The organism is Micromonospora sp. MA102 (genome assembly GCF_025460765.1).
GTDB lineage: Bacteria > Actinomycetota > Actinomycetes > Mycobacteriales > Micromonosporaceae > Micromonospora > Micromonospora halotolerans.
On the sequence record NZ_JAMWEG010000026.1, the window covers coordinates 1 to 16668 of the forward strand.

At 73.6% G+C, this 16668-nt stretch carries 20 protein-coding genes; 9 read left to right on the forward strand and 11 right to left on the reverse strand.

From position 1 onward, the window contains the following. Positions 1-491: 491 nt before the first annotated feature. The gene (gene tyrS, locus NFX44_RS31315) at positions 492-1775 is read right to left on the reverse strand and encodes a tyrosine--tRNA ligase (RefSeq protein ID WP_262287265.1); all 1284 of its coding nucleotides are present in this window, start codon (positions 1773-1775) and stop codon (positions 492-494) included. 103 nt (positions 1776-1878) lie between these two features. Between tyrS and NFX44_RS31320 the strand changes: the two genes are divergently transcribed. The 4 genes from NFX44_RS31320 to NFX44_RS31335 all read left to right on the forward strand — a co-directional run bounded on the left by NFX44_RS31320 (position 1879) and on the right by NFX44_RS31335 (position 4259). Further along, entirely contained in the window at positions 1879-2268 is a 390-nt protein-coding gene (locus tag NFX44_RS31320) for a PaaI family thioesterase (protein WP_262287207.1), read from the forward strand. 83 nt (positions 2269-2351) lie between these two features. Next, complete coding sequence (locus tag NFX44_RS31325) at positions 2352-3578, forward strand: NRAMP family divalent metal transporter (protein WP_262287208.1); 1227 nt, start codon at positions 2352-2354, stop codon at positions 3576-3578. After that, on the forward strand, positions 3575-3955 hold the full coding sequence (locus NFX44_RS31330) for a hypothetical protein (protein WP_262287209.1): 381 nt from the start codon (positions 3575-3577) through the stop codon (positions 3953-3955). The genes NFX44_RS31325 and NFX44_RS31330 overlap by 4 nt, the downstream gene beginning before the upstream one ends. Next, positions 3942-4259, forward strand: coding sequence for a PRC-barrel domain containing protein (locus tag NFX44_RS31335; RefSeq protein ID WP_262287210.1), 318 nt, complete (start codon positions 3942-3944; stop codon positions 4257-4259). Before NFX44_RS31330 ends, NFX44_RS31335 begins: the two co-directional genes overlap by 14 nt. Before the next feature lie 2 nt (positions 4260-4261). Here the strand turns inward: NFX44_RS31335 and NFX44_RS31340 are convergent, their stop codons facing one another. From NFX44_RS31340 to NFX44_RS31350, 3 genes are all read right to left on the reverse strand, one after another. Beyond that, the gene (locus NFX44_RS31340) at positions 4262-5632 is read right to left on the reverse strand and encodes a hemolysin family protein (protein ID WP_262287211.1); all 1371 of its coding nucleotides are present in this window, start codon (positions 5630-5632) and stop codon (positions 4262-4264) included. Positions 5633-5757: 125 nt separating this feature from the next. Beyond that, positions 5758-6384 (reverse strand): YgjV family protein, encoded by a 627-nt coding sequence (locus NFX44_RS31345; RefSeq protein WP_262287266.1) that lies wholly within the window; start codon positions 6382-6384, stop codon positions 5758-5760. Positions 6385-6394: 10 nt separating this feature from the next. After that, on the reverse strand, positions 6395-6898 hold the full coding sequence (locus NFX44_RS31350; RefSeq protein ID WP_262287212.1) for a GNAT family N-acetyltransferase: 504 nt from the start codon (positions 6896-6898) through the stop codon (positions 6395-6397). Between the two features lie 161 nt (positions 6899-7059). On the opposite strand from NFX44_RS31350, the gene NFX44_RS31355 reads away from it, so the two are divergent. Continuing rightward, entirely contained in the window at positions 7060-7356 is a 297-nt protein-coding gene (locus NFX44_RS31355; protein ID WP_262287213.1) for a hypothetical protein, read from the forward strand. Here NFX44_RS31355 and NFX44_RS31360 read toward each other — a convergent pair. Next, positions 7326-7802, reverse strand: a complete 477-nt coding sequence (locus NFX44_RS31360; RefSeq protein ID WP_262287214.1) for a cyclic nucleotide-binding domain-containing protein — start codon at positions 7800-7802, stop codon at positions 7326-7328. The genes NFX44_RS31355 and NFX44_RS31360 overlap by 31 nt on opposite strands. A gap of 208 nt (positions 7803-8010) precedes the next feature. Here NFX44_RS31360 and NFX44_RS31365 point away from each other — a divergent pair, with 208 nt between their 5' ends. After that, positions 8011-8907: a universal stress protein gene (locus tag NFX44_RS31365; RefSeq protein ID WP_262287215.1), complete on the forward strand. Its 897-nt coding sequence runs from the start codon at positions 8011-8013 to the stop codon at positions 8905-8907. Positions 8908-9014: 107 nt separating this feature from the next. Beyond that, positions 9015-9905 (forward strand): universal stress protein, encoded by an 891-nt coding sequence (locus tag NFX44_RS31370; protein WP_262287216.1) that lies wholly within the window; start codon positions 9015-9017, stop codon positions 9903-9905. Positions 9906-9953: 48 nt separating this feature from the next. Here the strand turns inward: NFX44_RS31370 and NFX44_RS31375 are convergent, their stop codons facing one another. The 5 genes from NFX44_RS31375 to NFX44_RS31395 all read right to left on the reverse strand — a co-directional run bounded on the left by NFX44_RS31375 (position 9954) and on the right by NFX44_RS31395 (position 13913). After that, positions 9954-10580 carry an FMN reductase gene (locus NFX44_RS31375; protein ID WP_262287217.1) on the reverse strand — a complete coding sequence of 209 codons (627 nt, stop codon included), beginning with the start codon at positions 10578-10580 and terminating at the stop codon, positions 9954-9956. Then, positions 10577-11716, reverse strand: a complete 1140-nt coding sequence (locus NFX44_RS31380) for an LLM class flavin-dependent oxidoreductase (protein ID WP_262287218.1) — start codon at positions 11714-11716, stop codon at positions 10577-10579. The genes NFX44_RS31375 and NFX44_RS31380 overlap by 4 nt, the downstream gene beginning before the upstream one ends. A 138-nt stretch (positions 11717-11854) precedes the next feature. After that, on the reverse strand, positions 11855-12130 hold the full coding sequence (locus NFX44_RS31385) for a ubiquitin-like small modifier protein 1 (protein ID WP_262287219.1): 276 nt from the start codon (positions 12128-12130) through the stop codon (positions 11855-11857). Beyond that, positions 12131-13213: an exo-alpha-sialidase gene (locus NFX44_RS31390; RefSeq protein WP_262287220.1), complete on the reverse strand. Its 1083-nt coding sequence runs from the start codon at positions 13211-13213 to the stop codon at positions 12131-12133. A gap of 82 nt (positions 13214-13295) precedes the next feature. Beyond that, a complete protein-coding gene (locus NFX44_RS31395; protein ID WP_262287221.1) occupies positions 13296-13913 on the reverse strand; it encodes a DNA-3-methyladenine glycosylase in 618 nt (205 codons plus the stop codon). Between the two features lie 91 nt (positions 13914-14004). On the opposite strand from NFX44_RS31395, the gene NFX44_RS31400 reads away from it, so the two are divergent. Both NFX44_RS31400 and NFX44_RS31405 read left to right on the forward strand, forming a co-directional pair. Beyond that, entirely contained in the window at positions 14005-14430 is a 426-nt protein-coding gene (locus NFX44_RS31400; RefSeq protein WP_262287222.1) for a DNA-binding protein, read from the forward strand. Positions 14431-14437: 7 nt separating this feature from the next. Then, positions 14438-14791, forward strand: coding sequence for an MmcQ/YjbR family DNA-binding protein (locus NFX44_RS31405; RefSeq protein WP_262287223.1), 354 nt, complete (start codon positions 14438-14440; stop codon positions 14789-14791). A gap of 27 nt (positions 14792-14818) precedes the next feature. Here the strand turns inward: NFX44_RS31405 and NFX44_RS31410 are convergent, their stop codons facing one another. Next, positions 14819-16648 (reverse strand): glycoside hydrolase family 15 protein, encoded by a 1830-nt coding sequence (locus NFX44_RS31410; protein ID WP_262287224.1) that lies wholly within the window; start codon positions 16646-16648, stop codon positions 14819-14821. Positions 16649-16668: the final 20 nt, after the last annotated feature.

The following is a 16668-nucleotide window of genomic DNA, read 5'->3' on the forward strand; positions in this document are numbered from 1 at the left end:
ACCCTGTTGAGTTCTCAAAGAACAACCACACACCATCCGGAAACCCCACATCCGCGGAGCCACCATCCGGGGCATTTCGTTCAACCACACCCGCCGCTCTCGCGCCGGGCACTTTTACTACGTTACCCGGTGGTTTCTGCCGTGTCAAACCGCTGTTTCGCGGTTTGTCGCGCCTTCCACCCTTCTGCCGGGCACCACTATTCGACCGGCTCGCGCCGGGCGCCTCGTGGAATTCGGCAGGACGGCCGCTGCGGTTTCCCGCTCGCTCGTCCGTGTCCCTGCCGGCCGATAACCTTACCCGGTCGGTTCCGCCTCGCCAAATCCGCCTCCCGGCGAATTCGGGGCACCGCCCGTCTTCGGTCCTGCGCTCCGGCCTTCCAGGTCTTTCGCCTGTTTCGTCCGTTCCGCGCTGGCAGAGAGAAAGTTACGCGCCCGGCGGATTGATCGTCAAATCCGCCGGGCGCGTCCCGCGTCACATCGTCGACGGAGGGCTATCTGCCCAGCTCGACGCCGGCGAAGTTGCGCTTGCCGCGGCGCAGCACCAGGTAGCGGCCGTGCAGCAGGTCCGCCGGCGACACCGTCGCGTCCACCTCGGCGATGCGCACGTTGTTGACGTACGCGCCGCCCTCGGCGATGACCCGCCGGGCCTCCTTCATGCTCGGCACGAGACCCGACGCCTTGAGCAGGCCCGCGACGTCGGGCAGCTCGTCGAGGTGCACGAGGCCGGCCTCGGTGAGCGCGGCGCGCAGGGTCTCCGGCGCCAGTTCGTCGAGCGAGCCACGACCGAAGAGCGCCTGGCTCGCCGCGACCGCCTGGGCCATCTCCCGCTCGCCGTGCACCAACGCGGTCAGCTCCTCGGCGAGGGCCCGCTGGGCGAGCCGCGCCTGCGGGCGTTCCGCCGTGGCCTTCTCCAACTCCTCCAGCTCCTCCCGCGAGCGGAAGCTGAAGTACCGCAGGTAGCGGGTGACGTCCCGGTCGTCGGCGTTGACCCAGAACTGGTAGAAGGCGTAGGGGCTGGTCATCTCCGGGTCGAGCCAGACCGCGCCGGTCTCGCTCTTGCCGAACTTCGTGCCGTCCGACTTGGTCACCAGCGGGGTGGTGAAGGCCTCCACCGGCCCGGCGCCACGGCGCCGGATGTAGTCCACCCCGGCGGTGATGTTGCCCCACTGGTCGGATCCGCCGTACTGGAGCTGGCAGCCGTGCCGGCGGTGCAGCTCGAAGAAGTCGTTGGCCTGGAGCAGCTGGTAGCTGAACTCGGTGTAGCTGATCCCGGTCTCGAGCCGGGCCTTGACGACCTCCCGGGCCAGCATCTTGTTCACCGGGAAGTGCTTGCCGACGTCCCGGAGGAACTCGACCACCGACATCTCGCCGGTCCAGTCCAGGTTGTTGACCAGCTGGGCCGCGTTCTGCCCCTCGTACGTCACGAAGGGCGCGAGCTGGTCGCGGATGCGCTGGACCCAGCCGGCGATGACCTCGGGCGGGTTCAAGGTGCGCTCGGCGCTCTCCTTCGGGTCGCCGATCTGACCGGTGGCGCCGCCGACCAGCAGCAGCGGCCGGTGCCCGGCGAGCTGGAGCCGGCGCGCCATGACGACCTGCATGAGGTTGCCGACGTGCAGGCTCGGCGCCGTCGGGTCGAAGCCCACATAGAAGGTGGTGCTCCCGCCGTCGAGCAGCGCGCGCAGCTCGTCGAGGCCGGTCGAGTCCTGGATCAGGCCCCGCCACAGCAGGTCTTCGGTCAGGGAGTCCCGCCCCTGCGGGAGGTTGCTGTCGGTCACGGTCACCGATTCTCCCCCATCAGCGGCCCGCACCCGTACCGGGTTTGCCGACGTGGGCGCCGACTAGGCTGGCGACGCCGTCGCGCGAGAGGGAGGGGTCGCCGTGGAGGAGCCGGATCTGACCGGGGGCTTCGTCGCCCTGCTGGGCCTGAAGTTCGACGAGGTGAGCGGGGACCGGGTGGTCATCCGCTGGCAGGTCCGTCCGGACCTGCACCAGCCGTACGGGATCCAGCACGGCGGGGTCTACTGCTCGGTCGTGGAGACGGCGGCCAGCATCGGCGGCGCCCTGTGGCTGGGTGACAAGGGCAAGGTCGTCGGGGTGTCCAACCAGACCGACTTCCTGCGCGCGGTCCGCGACGGGGAGCTGACCGCGGTCGGGACCCCGATCCATCGCGGTCGCAGCCAGCAGCTCTGGCTCGTGGAGATCACCGACGAGGGTGGCCGGCTGGTGTCGCGCGGCCAGGTGCGGCTGCAGAACCTCACCTCCGCCTGATCGCGGGCTGCTCGATTCGCCCCAGATCGGGGATCTGACACCGATATCGTCGCGTCGATGAGCCCGGCCACTCCCGACCCGACGTGAGGAAACTCTTCGCGGCCACGCTCGGCGTGCTGTCCGCCGTCGGCGGCTTCGTCGACATCGGCGACCTGGTGGCGGCGAGCCAGGCCGGCGCCCGCTTCGGGATGGCCCACGCCTGGGTGCTGCTCGTCGGGGTGGTGGGCATCTGCGCGTACGCGGAGATGGCCGGCCGGATCGCGGCGGTGAGCGGCCGGGCGGTGTTCGACCTGGTCCGGGAGCGGCTCGGGCCGCGGGTGGCGCTGCTCAACCTGGTCGCCTCCTGGCTGGTCACGGTGATCACCCTGGCCGCCGAGCTGGGTGGGGTGGCGCTGGCGTTGCAGCTCGCGACCGGGTTGAGCCATCTGCTCTGGGTGCCGGTGGCCGCGGTGGCGGTCTGGCTGGTGCTGTGGCGGATGCGGTTCGAGCTGATGGAACGGGTCTTCGGCCTGGCCGGGCTGGCGCTGCTGGTCTTCGCGGTCGCGCTGTTCGCGCTGCCCACGGACTGGGCCGAGCTGGGGCACGGCGCCCTGCGCGTCAGCTCCGCCGGCGAGAGCTGGTCGGTGTACTGGTTCGTGGCAGTGGCGCTGTTCGCGTCGACGGTCAGCCCGTACGAGGTGTTCTTCTTCTCCTCCGGCGGGGTCGAGGAGCGGTGGAGCGCCGCCGACCTGGCGCACGCCCGGTCGAACGTCCTGATCGGGTTTCCCGTCGGGGGCTTCCTGGCGCTGTCGCTGATCGCCGTGGCGACGGTGGCGTACCACCCGTCGGGGGCGTCGCTGGACACCCTCGACCAGGTGGCCCGGCCGGTGGTGACCGCGCTGGGCGGGGCCGGCCTGGCCGCCGCGGTGCTGGCGTTCTTCGCGGTGACCTTCGGCGCGGCGTTGGAGACCGGCCTGTCCGCCGCGTACGCGGCGGCGCAGTACTTCGGCTGGCAGTGGGGCAAGCGGGTCAGCCCCCGGGAGGCGGCCCGGTTCCACAGCGTGCTGCTGGTCGGGCTGCTGCTCGGGGTGCTGCTGCTGATGACCAGCGTGGACCCGATCCGGCTCACCGAGTACATGCTGGTGCTCAGCGCGGTGGTGCTGCCGCTGACGTATCTGCCGATCCTGGTGGTGGCGAACGACCGCAACTACCTCGGCGACCGGGTCAACGGGTGGTGGACGAACCTGCTCGGGGCGCTGTTCCTGCTGCTCATCGTCGCCGCCTCGGTGGCGGCGCTCCCGTTGGCGATCATCACGAGGATGGGGCGATGAGGATCCAGCTCGCCAAGCAGTTGCTCGACCGGCAGATCGTCGACGTCGACGGCCGGTTGGTCGGGCGGGTCGACGACATCGCGTTCGCCGTCGACGAGGAGGGCTACCCGTACGTGGACTGCCTGCTCACCGGGCAGGCGGCGCTCGGGCAGCGGGTCGGGGGCCGGATCGGGCGGCTGCTGGTGGCCGTCGCCGACCGGTTCACCGACGACCCGCCGGTGCCGCCGCTGCGGATCGCCCTCACCCAGGTCGACCGGGTCGACAGCATGGTGCGGCTGCGCTGCACGGCGGCCGACCTGCCGCCCTCGCCGGTGGAGTCCTGGCTGCGCCGGCACCTGATCGACCGGATTCCCGGAGCGGGCCGTGCGAGCGGGTGAGCTGCTCGGCCGGACCGCGTACGACCTGCGCGGGCGACGGTTGGGCCGGGTCGTCGACGTGGTGGTGCGGGGCGGCTGGCCACCGGAGCGGCTGCGGATCACCGATGTGATCGTCGCCGGCCACTGGTGGACCCGGGTCACGAGCCGGCTGATCGGGCCGGAGCGGCACCCGTCGGGGCCGTGGCTGCTGCGCGCGATCACGCGGGTGCTGGGGCGCAGCACCCTCCAGGTGCCCGCCGACGCGGTGCAGCTGCTGCCACCGGTGCCCGGCTTCCCGTTCGGCCCGCCGGCGGGGCGCCGCTGAGGTCAGCCCCGGGCCTCGTCGAGGACCGGCGTGCCGTCGGCGTCGGCGCGCTCGGCGTGCTCGGCGCGCTCGGCGTGCTCGGCGTCCGCGGCGTGGTCGCGGCGGGTGTGCCGGCGGACCCGGACCTCGGTGATGGCGTGGTGGTCGACGCCGCCCACGGCCAGGTCCCAGCCGTCGACCCGGACCTGCTCCCCGGCCACGGTGGGGATGTGCCCGAGGCAGATGAGCACGAGCCCGGCGATCGTGGTGTAGTCGCCCGGCGGCCGGTTGGGCAGCTCGACGCCCAGGTCGGTGAGGTCGTGCACCGGGAAGGTGCCGGGCAGCAGCAGCGTCCCGTCCTCCTCCGTGCGGACCGAGCCGAGGTCCCGGTCGGTCTCGTCGTAGATCTCGCCGACGATCTCCTCGAGGATGTCCTCCAGGGTGACGATGCCGTCCACGGCGCCACGCTCGTCGACCACCAGCGCGATGTGCTGGCGTTCCGCCTTGAACTGGCGCAGGGCGTCGACCACCGACAGCGAGTCGGGCAGCAGCATGGGGGGTCGCGCGATCTCGTCGACCGGCCGGTCGTCGGGAATGCCGACCAGGTCGCGCAGGTGGATCACCCCGACCGCGTCGTCCAGGCCGCCGTGCCGGACTACCGGCGCCCGGGAGTGGCCGGTCGCGGCGAGGACCAGCCGGGCGGCCTCCGCGGTCGTCCCGCTGTCCAGGGTGAAGACCTGCAACCGGGGTACGAGCACCGCGCGCAACTGCCGGTCGGCGATCTCCACGGCGCCGGCGATGATGGTCCGCTGCTCCTTGGTGAAGCCGTGGTTGCCGGCCACGATGTCGCGCAGCTCGTCGGGGCCGATCTCGTCCGGCTCGTGCTTCGGGTTGAGCCCGAACAGGCGGACCACCAGGTCGCTGGTGGCGCCGAGCGCCCAGACCGCCGGCCGGGTCACGCTGGCCAGCACGTCGAGCGGGCGGGCCACGACGAGGGCCCACCGCTCGGCGGACTGCATGGCGATCCGCTTCGGGGCCAGCTCGCCGAAGACCAGGGTCACGAACGTCAGCGCCAGGGTGACCCCGACGATGGCGACCGTCTCGGCGGCGTCACCGAACACCCCGAGCAGCGGGACGAGGGGCTTCGCGAGGGACACCGCCGCGGCGGCGGAGGCCAGGAAGCCGGCCAGGGTGATCCCGATCTGGATGGTGGCCAGGAACCGGTTGGGGTCCTTGGCCAGCCGGGCCAGGGTGCGCCCGGCCCGGCTGCCGCGTTCCAGCCGCTGGAGCTGGCTGTCGCGCAGCGACACCAGGGCCATCTCGCTGCCGGCGAAGGCCGCGTTGACGATCACCAGAACTCCGACCAGGGCCAGTTGGCTCCAGTAGCTCTGCACGCGCGGTTCTCTCCCTCGGCCCGACCCGGGCCGGCCGCCGTGGCCGACCCGTCGCCGACCGTGGCCCGGGCGGCGTCGCCCCTCTGTGCCCCGCGGGCGGGCCGCGCAATCCTCCGGTCGAGGGGTCAGGCGGGCGCGGGCAGGTCCAGCACGTACGCGTCGCCCTCCGGGCGGAAGCCCAGCCGGTGGTAGTAGGGGGCGACCATGCCGCGCGGGCTGACGACCCGGCGGAAGCCGCGGTCGGTGAACAGCCGGCTGCGCCGGTAGACGAACTCACCGGGGGTGAAGTCGCGGAACGGCGGGGTCACGTAGTCGAGGTCGATCTGCGCCACCCCGCCGGCCTCGGCGTGCGAGACCACCACACCGACCACCTCGTCGGCGCGGACCACCAGAAACGCCGAGCGGTCGGCGGCGGCCGGGTCCCAGCGGAAGTCGGGATTGAACCGGGCGATGTCGGCGGCGTGCACCCGCAGGGTGTGGGCCAGGAACGCGTCGCCGGTGCCCACCTCGACCACCTCGTAGGTCTGCGCGTCGTGGCGGGTGGCGAGCATCGTCCGCAGGTACCAGACGTTGATCACGGCGAGCACCACGTTGAGCCCGACCATGGGCCACACGTGCACGGCGGCGTTGTAGCCGATCAGGATGAGGCAGCCGACCAGGTTGAGCGCGCGCAGCCGCAGGATGCGGGTCTGCAGCAGCGACCAGACCAGCAGCGCGGAGCCGGCCCAGCCGACGAGTTCCAGCCAGTTCACCCCGGGGAGACTAGTGGTCACCCAGGTCAGCCGGCACGGCGGGCAGCTCCAGCACGTATTCCTCGACCTCGGCGCCGCGGCCGACCGCGTACCCCGAGTCCTCGCCGACCACGACGAAGCCGCACTTGCGCAGCACGGCCAGGGAGGCGGCGTTGTCCTTGGCGGCGCGGGCGTGCACCGGCCGCTGCGGCAGCTCCCGCAGCAGCGCGGCGAGCGCCGCGGTGGCGTAACCCCGACCCCAGCGGGCGGGGTCGATCCAGTAGCTGACCTCGGTGCGCTCCCCCACCGGGAAGGCGGCCACGTGCCCGACCACGACGCCGTCGACCGTCACCGTGCGGTTCTCGATGCGCGGGTCGGCCCGGATGCGGGCCCAGTGGGCGTCGAAGGCGGCCCGGTCGGCCGGGTCCTTCGGGCCGAACGCGGCCATCCAGTTGGCCTGCGGATCCTGCTCGTGGGCGAAGAACGCCGGCAGGTCCTCGTCACGTACCGGGCGGAGCCGCACCTCACTGGTCATCGCCGGAGGATACGCGGACCCACCGACAGGACGGGGATGTCCGGACCCTCTCCCGTATCGCCGCGGGAGGAACCGCCGGCGGGCGGCGTCGCGTCACCCGGGCGATGGACCGGCGCCGAAGTCGGTGCCGGACCAACCGGGTGGGAGCAGAGGATCCACGGATGAACAGGATGCTGCACCGCCCGCGGCGCCGGGCGTTCCCGATGCGTACCGTCCGACCTTCCGTCGTCGGCCCGACGGCGGCCGGCCCGCGCGCCCTGGGCCCGACGGCGGCCGCGCCCCTGGCCCTCGCCGCGGCGGCGATCGGGGCCGTGGTGATCGGCCGGCTGATGATCGCGCACCTGGCCGTCCGCCGGGCGGTGATCCGGGAGCTGCGGATCGGCCGGCTGGAGGTGGACGACCTGGTCGTCCACCGGCACGCCGCGGGTCAGCCGGTCGGCGGGAGCGCGGCCGGGTAGCCGTACAGGTCCAGCAGCCGCACCCGGGACGCCTGCAGCCGGTCCACCACGACGCTCATGAAGCGGGTGGTGAGCTGCCGTCCGACGGCGTCGTCGGACTCCATCAACCGGCGCACCCCCGCGGCGCTGAACTCGACAGCGGTGCTCCGCTGGACGGCGACCGCCCCGAACTGCCAGCGGTAGGGCGGGAAGAGCCACGACCACCCGAGCACCCCGCCCGGGCCGATCGTCTCGATCCCCACGTCGCCGCGGCCGGGCACCGGGAAGTCCAGCGCCACCTGGCCGCCGCGGACCAGCCAGAACCGCTCGGCCGGCTGCCCCGCCCGAAACAGCCGGTGCCCGGGGTGCCAGACCACCGGGCGGGCGAAGCCGGTCAGCGGGGGCAGCCACTCATCGGGCAGCCCGGCGAGGAAGGGGTGTACGCGGAGCATCTCCAGCGGGGTCATCGGTCGCTCGCCTCCCAGGGGTCGGACGGGGGACCCGGCCGCCCACCGGGTCGCGGTGCGCACGCGGCACGGGCGGATCGTCCCGACTCCATCGGACACCCGTCCGGCCCGGACCGTCAGGGCCGTTGGTCCCGAACCGGCCGGGTGCAAGGCCTCTGCCGGCGAGACGCCGACCGGAGAACCCTGGAGGTGACCGAAGGAGGACGTGATGACCGACAGATCCGGTGCTCCCGTCGTGGTGGGCGTGGACGGTTCCCCCACCGCTCTGGACGCGGTCCGGCTGGCCGCGCGGACAGCGACCACCCGGCACCGGCCGCTGCGGGTGGTGCACGCGTTCCAGTGGCCGCTGCTCGGCACCCCGCTCGGCCCGGTGGCGGCCGCCCTGCCGCACGAGGAGCTGCGGCAGGAGGCGGAGCAGGTGGTCGCCGAGGCGCTCGACGAGGCCCGCAAGGTCGACGCCGAGCTGCCGGTGACCGGCGCGGTACGCGAGGGCGCCGCCGTCCCGGTGCTGCTGGACGAGAGCCGGGACGCCGCGCTGCTGGTCCTCGGTCACCGCGGGCTCGGCGGGTTCGCCGAGCTGCTGGTCGGCTCGGCGGCCGTCGGGCTCTCCGCCCGGGCGGACTGCCCGGTGCTGGTGGTGCGGGGCGAGCCGCGCGCCGACGGCCCGGTCGTCGTCGGGGTGGACGGCTCGGCGCTGTCCACCGAGGCCATCGGCTTCGCGTTCGCCGAGGCGGCCCGGCGCGGCGCCGACCTGGTGGCGGTGCACACCTGGCTCTACCCGGCCCCGGTCGGCCCCGGCGACATCGTGCCGCTGGCGTACGACCCCGAGGAGCTGCGCGCGGAGGAGGAGCGAGTGCTCGCCGAGGCGGTCGCCGGCTGGGCCGAGCGCCACCCCGAGGTGCGGGTCCGGCGCAAGGTGGTCGCCGCTTCCCCGGCGGCGGCGCTGGTGGCGGAGTCCGCCGACGCCCAGTTGGTCGTCGTCGGCGCGCACGGCCGGGGCAGCCTGGGCGGGCTGCTGCTCGGCTCGGTCAGCCACGCGGTGCTGCACCACGCCCGCAGCCCGCTGGCCATCGTCCGGCACCGCCGGGGCCCCGCCGCGGGCTGACCGTCCCCCGTCCGCGCCGGCCCCTTCCCCCTCGGCCGGCGCGGACGGCCGCGTTCGGGCTCGGCGGGCGGGGTCGTCGTCGACAATGGGCGGAGCCGACCGGAGGGATGCCGATGAACCGACCTGTCGTGGTGGGTGTCGACGGATCGTCGACCAGCCTCACCGCCGCCGAACACGCCGCGCGAGCCGCCGTGGCGCGGTCCCGGCCGCTGCACGTGGTGCACGGCTACCTGCACCCGCTCGGCTACGGGGTGCCGCTCAACCCGTACGACCTCGGGGTGCCGGCGCCCACCGAGGAGTCGCGGAAGATGCTGGAACAGGTGGCCGCGGATCTGGTCGACCGGCATCCGGGCCTGCGGGTGGAGGTGCGCCAGGTGGCCGGTGGCCCGGGGGTCACACTCATCGAGGAGTCCCGCCGGGCGGAGCTCGTGGTGGTGGGCAGCCGCGGTGTGGGCGGCTTCGCCGGGCTGCTGCTCGGCTCGGTGAGCAACCAGGTGGCGCAGCACGGGCACTGCCCGGTGCTGGTGGTCCGCCCGGCGGAGCAGCCCATCCCGGTGCGGGGTCCGGTGCTGGTCGGGGTGGACGGGTCCGAGTCGGCCGCGTACGCCGTCCGGCTCGCCGCCGACGAGGCGGTCCGCCGGGACGTCGAGCTGGTGCTCGTGCACGTCCGCACGCCGGAGCGGGGCGCGGTGGCGCCGGACGCCGCGGCGGAGGCCACTGCCGCCGCGCAGGCCGAGTCGGCGGAGCTGCTGGCCGGGGCGGCCGCCCGGATCCGCACGGACCACCCCGTGCTGAGCGTGGTCGAGCGGCCCCTGCGGGGCGAGTCCCCGGAGCAGGCGCTGATCGAGGCGAGCGGCGAGGCGGCGCTGGTGGTCGTCGGCTCCCGGGGCCGGGGTGGCTTCGCCGGGCTGCTGCTCGGCTCGGTCAGCCAGGCGCTGGTGCAGCACGCCCACTGCCCGGTGCTGGTGGCGCACCCGTACGAGCCGGACGGCGACTGAGGTTGCCGGCCGGCCGCCGGGTGACCGGCCGCCGGGTCGCGGCCGGGCTCAGGCCGGGTCGCGGCCGGCGAGCAGGTCCTCGAAGCTGGTGGTGAGCGCGAACGGGTCGGCCGGCCCGGTCGCCGCCGGACGGCGGTCGATCTGCTCGGCCAGCTCGATGCCGGCCCGGCGGATCCGGGAGCGCAGCGCGCGGTCGGCGCCGTCGCCGGCCCAGTCCTCGGGCGCGGCGAACACCGCGGTCGGCAGCACGACCGCCCGCAGGTACGCGAACATCGGCCGGACCGCGTGCTCCAGGGCGAGCGAGTGCCGGGCGGTGCCACCGGTGGCCCCGATGAGCACCGGCCGGTCGGCCAGCGCCTCCTTCTCGACGACGTCGAAGAACGACTTGAACAGCCCGCTGTAGGACGCGTTGAAAATCGGGGTGACCGCGATCAGGCCGTCCGCGCCCGCGACGGTGTCCAGCGCCGCCCGCAGGGCGGCCGGCGGGAAGCCGGTGAGCATGTGGTTGACGACGTCGTGGGCGTGCTCGCGCAGGTCCACCGTGTTGATCTCCACCTCGGCGCCGCGCCGGACCAGCTCGTCGCGGGTGGCCGCGGCGAGCTGGTCGGCGAGCAGCCGGGTCGACGAGGGCTGGCTGAGGCCGGCCGAGACCACGGCCAGGGTGCGGCGGGTCATCGGGCCTCCTCCGGCGCCTTGCCGGTCACGTCGTCGACGGCGTGGACCGTGCTGTCCTTGGCGCCACCGGCCGCGGCCAGCAGCGACGCGTGGGTCGGCGCCTCGGGCACGTGCGCGGGGCGCAGCGAGTCGAACTCCTTGCGCAGCACCGGGACGACCTCCTCGCCGAGAAGGTCGAGCTGTTCCAGCACGGTCTTCAGCGGCAGCCCGGCGTGGTCCATGAGGAAGAGCTGGCGCTGGTAGTCGCCGACGTACTCGCGGAAGCTCAGCGTGCGGTCGATGACCTGCTGCGGGCTGCCCACGGTCAGCGGGGTCTCCCGGGTGAACTCCTCCAGCGACGGCCCGTGCCCGTAGACCGGGGCGTTGTCGAAGTACGGCCGGAACTCACGGACCGCGTCCTGCGAGTTCCTGCGCATGAAGACCTGGCCGCCGAGGCCGACGATGGCCTGGTCGGCGGTGCCGTGCCCGTAGTGCGCGTAGCGCTGCCGGTAGAGGGCGACCATCCGCTGGGTGTGCTCCTTGGGCCAGAAGATGTGGTTGGCGAAGAAGCCGTCGCCGTAGTACGCGGCCTGCTCGGCGATCTCGGGGCTGCGGATCGAGCCGTGCCAGACGAACGGCGGCACGCCGTCGAGCGGGCGCGGCGTCGAGGTGAACGACTGCAACGGGGTGCGGAACCGGCCCTTCCAGTCGACCACGTCCTCCCGCCACAGCCGGTGCAGCAGGTCGTAGTGCTCGATGGCGAGCGGGATGCCGTTGCGGATGTCCTGCCCGAACCAGGGGTAGACGGGGCCGGTGTTGCCACGGCCCATCATGAGGTCGACCCGCCCGTCGGCCAGGTGCTGGAGCATCGCGTAGTCCTCGGCGATCTTCACCGGGTCGTTGGTGGTGATCAGCGTGGTCGAGGTGGACAGCAGCAGCCGCTCGGTGCGGGCCGCGATGTGGCCGAGCATGGTGGTGGGAGACGACGGCACGAACGGCGGGTTGTGGTGCTCGCCGGTGGCGAACACGTCGAGCCCGACCTCCTCGGCCTTGAGCGCGATGGCCACCATGGCCTTGATCCGCTCATGCTCGGACGGCAGCCGCCCGGTGGTCGGGTCGACCGTGACGTCGCCGACGGTGAAGACTCCGAACTGCATGACCAGCTCCTCGGGTGGGTCCGGACCGCCCCCGGCCCGGAATCGCTCCGCACAACATATTTGACGAAGCAACTATTCCGGTCGGCCCCCACCCCGGCGTGGCCCACGCCACCCCGCACCGCACGCCACGCGGGTGGGTCAGCCGCCGGCCACCGACGGGAGGATCTGGATCTCGGCGCCCTCGGGCACCCTGGTGTCGAGGGCGCCGGTGTGGCGGCAGTCCTCCCCGTCGACGTAGACGTTGACGTAGCGGCGCAGGTCGCCGCGCTCGTCGCGGATCCGGCGGGCCAGCCGGGGCCACGTGGTGGCCAGCTCGTCGAGGACCGCCCGCAGCGTGCCGGCGGCGGCCACCGCGAGGCGGCCCTCACCGCCCGTCTCGGCGCGCAGCGGGCCGGGCAGCAGCACGGTGACCACTCAGACCTCCGCGGCCCGGACGCAGAGCACGTCCGGCAGGTGCGCGGCGACAAGCGACCAGGAGTCGCCCTCGTCGGCGCTGGCGTAGACCTCGCCGGAGCGGGTGCCGAAGTAGACGCCGGCCGGGTCGTGGTCGTCGGCGCACATGGCGTCGCGCAGCACCGCGGGGTAGAACGGCCCGTCGGGCAGGCCGGCCGTCAGCGGCTCCCAACTCGCGCCCGCGTCGGCCGAGCGGTAGACCCGGCAGCGCCGGTCGGTGGGGAACCGCTCGCCGTCGGCGGTCAGCGGAAAGGCGTAGACGGTGCCCGGACGGGACGGGTGGGCGACGATCGGGAAGCCGAAGTCGCTGGGCAGGCCCGCGGCGATCGAGGTCCAGCTGCGCCCGTCGTCGTCGGAGCGGTAGACCCCGTGGTGGTTCTGCGCGTACAGCCGCTCGGGGTCGCCGGCGTCCCGGGCGATCTTGTGGACGCACTGGCCGAACTCGGGCCACTCGTCGGGCAGGAAGTAGGCCCGGATCCCGGTGTTGCCCGGCGCCCAGCTCGCTCCCGCGTCCTCCGTGCGGTAGACGCCGCCGGTGGACATGGCCACCGCCATCCGACCCGGGTCGCCCGGGTGCGGGAGCACGCTGTGCACGGCCTGGCCGCCGAAGCCGGCGCCCCACTGCTCCCGGTGGGGGTGGTCCCAGAGCGCCCGGACCAGGCTGAAGGTGCGCCCGCCGTCCTCGGAGCGGAACAGCGCGGACGGCTCGGCGCCCGCCCAGACCACGTCGGGCTGGTCCGGGCCGGCCGGGGTGAGCTGCCAGACCCGCCCCAGGCTGGCCCCGGTTTCGGCCGGGAACGCGACCGGCGCCTGCTCCGGCTCGTGCCAGGAGCCGCCCAGGTCGTCGCTGGTGGCCACGCTGGGGCCGAAGTGCGAGCTGGTCATGCCGGCCAGCAGCCGGGGCCGGCCCGGGCGCTTGTCGACGGCGACCGCGTAGACCCCGGTCATCGGGAAGTGCGGGCCGCTCACCGCCCAGTCGCGCCGGTCCGAGCTGGTGGCCAAGAAGAGTCCCTTGCCGGTGCCGATCGCGAGCAGCGTCGTCATGCCGGTCCTCCCTCATCGACGGGTGCGGTGATTATGGCCACACCCACCGACAGGATTCAGCCCCGGCGCGCCGCGCCCCCGGTCAGCGCCGGGTCCGGGGCACGTGCCGGCGGTACGCGCTCACCGTCTCCTCGCCCGTGAGCCAGAAGCGCCACGGCACGTCGTGGGCGCCGGTGACGCCGACCCGGGGGCCGGCGGAGACCGCCGCCTCGGGCACCGGCGCGAGCGGGGGCCGCAACCGCACCGGACCGTCGCCGAGCAGGTCGGCGCCGTAGACGGACCGGTCGATGCCGAGCGCCGCGCAGAGCCGGGCCGGGCCGCGCGCGAGATCCACGTCCCGGCGTACGGCCGGGCGGCGCTCCCGCGCGACGTCGAGGCCGTCGACCACCTCGCCGGCGCGCAGCAGCACGGCCGAGGCTTCGCCGTCCGGTCCGGTCACCACGTTCACGCACCAGTGCATGCCGTAGGTGAAGTAGACGTAGGCGTGCCCGGCCGGACCGAACATCACCGCGTTGCGCGGCGTGCGGCCCCGGTGGGCGTGCGAGGCCGGGTCGCCAGCCGTGCCGGCGTACGCCTCGACCTCGGTGATCCGGACGGTGACCCCGTGCCCGGTGAGCCGGCAGCCGAGCAGTCCCCGGGCGGCGGGAACCACCGGCCCGGCGAGCAGGTCGGAGAGGGCGGAGAGGTCAGTCGCGGTCACCGGGAAACCCTAGCGGGATCCGCGCGGCAGGCACGAATTGCTTTCAACGGGCTGTTGACAAAGTGTCGTTCAAGGGTGTGGAATCGACGACATGGTCACGATGGACAACGACCCGTTCACCGCTCCGGATGCTGCCCAGGCCCGGGCGCATCGCAACTACGCGGCGCTGCTGCGGATCGCCGAGCGGCACGCCGGCAGCGACGCCCGCCGCCGGCGCTACGCGCACCCCGACGTCCCCGACGCCTACGAGGCGGCGACGCTGGTCATGGCGCTCGCGGGCGGGGCGGAGCTGGCCGAGGGCGAAGAGCCGGTCGACCAGGCCGACCTCATGGCCGCGCTGACCCTGATCCCGCACGTGCGCACCGAGGTCGACGCCCTGGAGGCGGGCCTGCTGCAGGTGGCCCGCGGCCGGGGTCTGACCTGGCAGGCCATCGCGTTCGGGCTGGGACTGGGCAGCGCGCAGGCGGCGCGGCAGCGCTACGAGCGGCTCACCCTGCGCACCGGCACCGGCGACTGAGGACGCGATGACGCGCGAGGAGATGCTGACCTACTGCCTGGCGAAACCGGGCGCCTGGCTCGACCAGCCGTGGGAGGGCGACGAGGTCGTCAAGGTGGGCAGCCGGATCTTCGCCTTCCTCGGGTCCGCCGACGGCGAGGCGCGGGTGGGGGTCAAGTGCGGACCGTCCCGCGAGGTTGCCGACGAGTGGGTGCACCGCTTCCCCGAGGACGCCCGCCCTTCCCCCTACATCGGCCGCGCGGGCTGGAACACCCTCCGGCTCGACGGCGGCATCCCCGACGACGAGCTGCGCGAGGCGCTCGACGGGTCGTACGACGCGGTGGTGGGGAAGCTGCCCAGGCGCGAGCGCCCCACGGCCTGACGGCTCCGGCCACGGTGATCACCGGGGTCATGCGGTCACGCCGGACGTGGCTCGGGCCAGACTCACCCCGCTGGCGATGATCCCGATGTGGCTGAATGCCTGCGGGAAGTTGCCGAGGAAGGCGCCCGTGGCGGGGTCGATCTGTTCGGACAGCAGACCGAGCGGGCTCGTCCTCGCGCACAGGGATCCGTACAGCTCGTGCGCCTCTTCGAGGCGTCCCTGCAGGACGAGGTTCTCGACCAGCCAGAAGCTGCACAGCACGAAGGCGCCCTCGTCGCCTGCGATCCCATCCGGCGCGTCCTCGTGCAGGTAGCGGTAGAGCAGCCCGTCCGCGGCGGACAGCCGTTGGGCGACAGCGGCGGTGGTGGCGACCATCCGTGGGTGGGTGGCGGGTATCACCCGCCGCAGTGGCAGGGCCAGCAGGCTCGCGTCGAGCACGCCGCCGCCGTCGAGATGAGCGCTGAGCGTCTGTGCCTTCTCGTCCCAGGACCCCTCGAGGATGCGTCGGGTCAGCTCGGCGGCCGCCGCACGCCATCGGGCTGTCGATCCGGGCAGGCCGAGCTGTTCGGCGAGGGCCGCTCCCCGATCCAGCGCCACCTGGCACATCCCGGCCGAGTAGGTGAACACCCGGCCGCCGCCTCGGATCTCCCAGAGCCCTTGATCCGGTTCCCGCCACGCCCACTCGGCGGCATCAGCGAGCCCGCGCAGTTGGGCCCACAGGGCTGGCTGGAGCTCGCCTCCGCCACGTACCCATTGATCGGCGCAGTCGAGCACCTCTCCGTAGACGTCGTGCTGGCGCTGGTCGGCCGCGCCGTTGCCCCAGTGCACCGGGGCCGAGCCGCGGTAGCCTTCCAGCCCCGGGTCCTCGACCTCGTCGGGCACCGGGCCGCCGTCGAGGGTGTACATGATCCGTGGTTGCCGGCTGCGCTCGAATGCGTCGAGCACCCATCCGAGGAACGCGTCCGCTTCGTTCCGGAATCCGACGCGGCGCATGGCGAACACGGTGAAGGCTGCGTCGCGGATCCATGCGTAGCGGTAGTCCCAGTTGCGGACGCCGCCGATCGGTGCGGGCAGCGAGGACGTGGGTGCTGCGACCATGCCGCCGTTGACCCAGTCGTCGCACAGCTTGAGAGTGATCGCCGAGCGACGGACCAGGGGCTCCTGGGGACCGCTGTAGGTGAAGTGGGCCATCCAGCGTCGCCACGCGTCCGCCGTCGTCGCCAGCATCTCCTCGGCGTCGAAGCGGTGGTGGCGGTGGACCCGGCCCCAGGAGAGCACCAGGTCCAGGTGTTCGCCTTCCCGCAGGTCGAAGGCGGCCGGCAGGCTGGTCAGCGGGCGATCGGCGCGCAGGTGCAGCCGCAGGTCAGGTCGCCGAGCGGGTCGAATTTCCAGGCCGTCGAACGCGGCATGAGTCTGGCCGCCGTCGCGGGGCTGCACATCGACGTCCAGCCGGACGGTGCCGTCGAGGACGCGCGCCGAGCGGACGAGTTCCGCGCGGCCGGCCGGCGCGTCGTCGGTGAGATCGGCGCCGGGGCGCACCACGATCGCATCGGTGATCTGGAGCCGGCCGGTGGCGGTGCGCAGCTCGGTGACCAGGACAGCGGTGTCCGGGAGGTAGTGCTGTCGCGCCTCGCGCAGGTCCTGGGCGGTGACGGTGAAGTGCCCGCCGCGCCGGTTGTCGAGCAGGCCGGCGAGAACCGGTTCGGCGTCGAAGCGGGGTACGCACAGCCAGGGGATCGAGCCGTCGACGCCGACCAGCGCCACGGCCGCGCCCTCCCCGATCAGCCCCATGTCCTCCAGGCGAAGGTAGCCGTCGGGCCGGTGTACGGGCCGCAAGGGAGGGTTCACATCAAGCATCGGCTCTCCTCACCGAGCCC

What these genes read in the sequence shown, in the direction of transcription:
- NFX44_RS31405 (WP_262287223.1), top strand. Translation starts at nt 14,438, where the DNA reads ATGACGCGCGAGGAGATGCTGACCTACTGCCTGGCGAAACCGGGCGCC.
- NFX44_RS31400 (WP_262287222.1), top strand. Translation starts at nt 14,005, where the DNA reads ATGGTCACGATGGACAACGACCCGTTCACCGCTCCGGATGCTGCCCAG.
- NFX44_RS31355 (WP_262287213.1), top strand. Translation starts at nt 7,060, where the DNA reads ATGAACAGGATGCTGCACCGCCCGCGGCGCCGGGCGTTCCCGATGCGT.
- NFX44_RS31380 (WP_262287218.1), bottom strand. Translation starts at nt 11,716, where the DNA reads ATGCAGTTCGGAGTCTTCACCGTCGGCGACGTCACGGTCGACCCGACC.
- NFX44_RS31330 (WP_262287209.1), top strand. Translation starts at nt 3,575, where the DNA reads ATGAGGATCCAGCTCGCCAAGCAGTTGCTCGACCGGCAGATCGTCGAC.
- NFX44_RS31350 (WP_262287212.1), bottom strand. Translation starts at nt 6,898, where the DNA reads ATGACCAGTGAGGTGCGGCTCCGCCCGGTACGTGACGAGGACCTGCCG.
- NFX44_RS31410 (WP_262287224.1), bottom strand. Translation starts at nt 16,648, where the DNA reads ATGCTTGATGTGAACCCTCCCTTGCGGCCCGTACACCGGCCCGACGGC.
- NFX44_RS31375 (WP_262287217.1), bottom strand. Translation starts at nt 10,580, where the DNA reads ATGACCCGCCGCACCCTGGCCGTGGTCTCGGCCGGCCTCAGCCAGCCC.
- NFX44_RS31365 (WP_262287215.1), top strand. Translation starts at nt 8,011, where the DNA reads ATGACCGACAGATCCGGTGCTCCCGTCGTGGTGGGCGTGGACGGTTCC.
- NFX44_RS31390 (WP_262287220.1), bottom strand. Translation starts at nt 13,213, where the DNA reads ATGACGACGCTGCTCGCGATCGGCACCGGCAAGGGACTCTTCTTGGCC.
- NFX44_RS31370 (WP_262287216.1), top strand. Translation starts at nt 9,015, where the DNA reads ATGCCGATGAACCGACCTGTCGTGGTGGGTGTCGACGGATCGTCGACC.
- NFX44_RS31360 (WP_262287214.1), bottom strand. Translation starts at nt 7,802, where the DNA reads ATGACCCCGCTGGAGATGCTCCGCGTACACCCCTTCCTCGCCGGGCTG.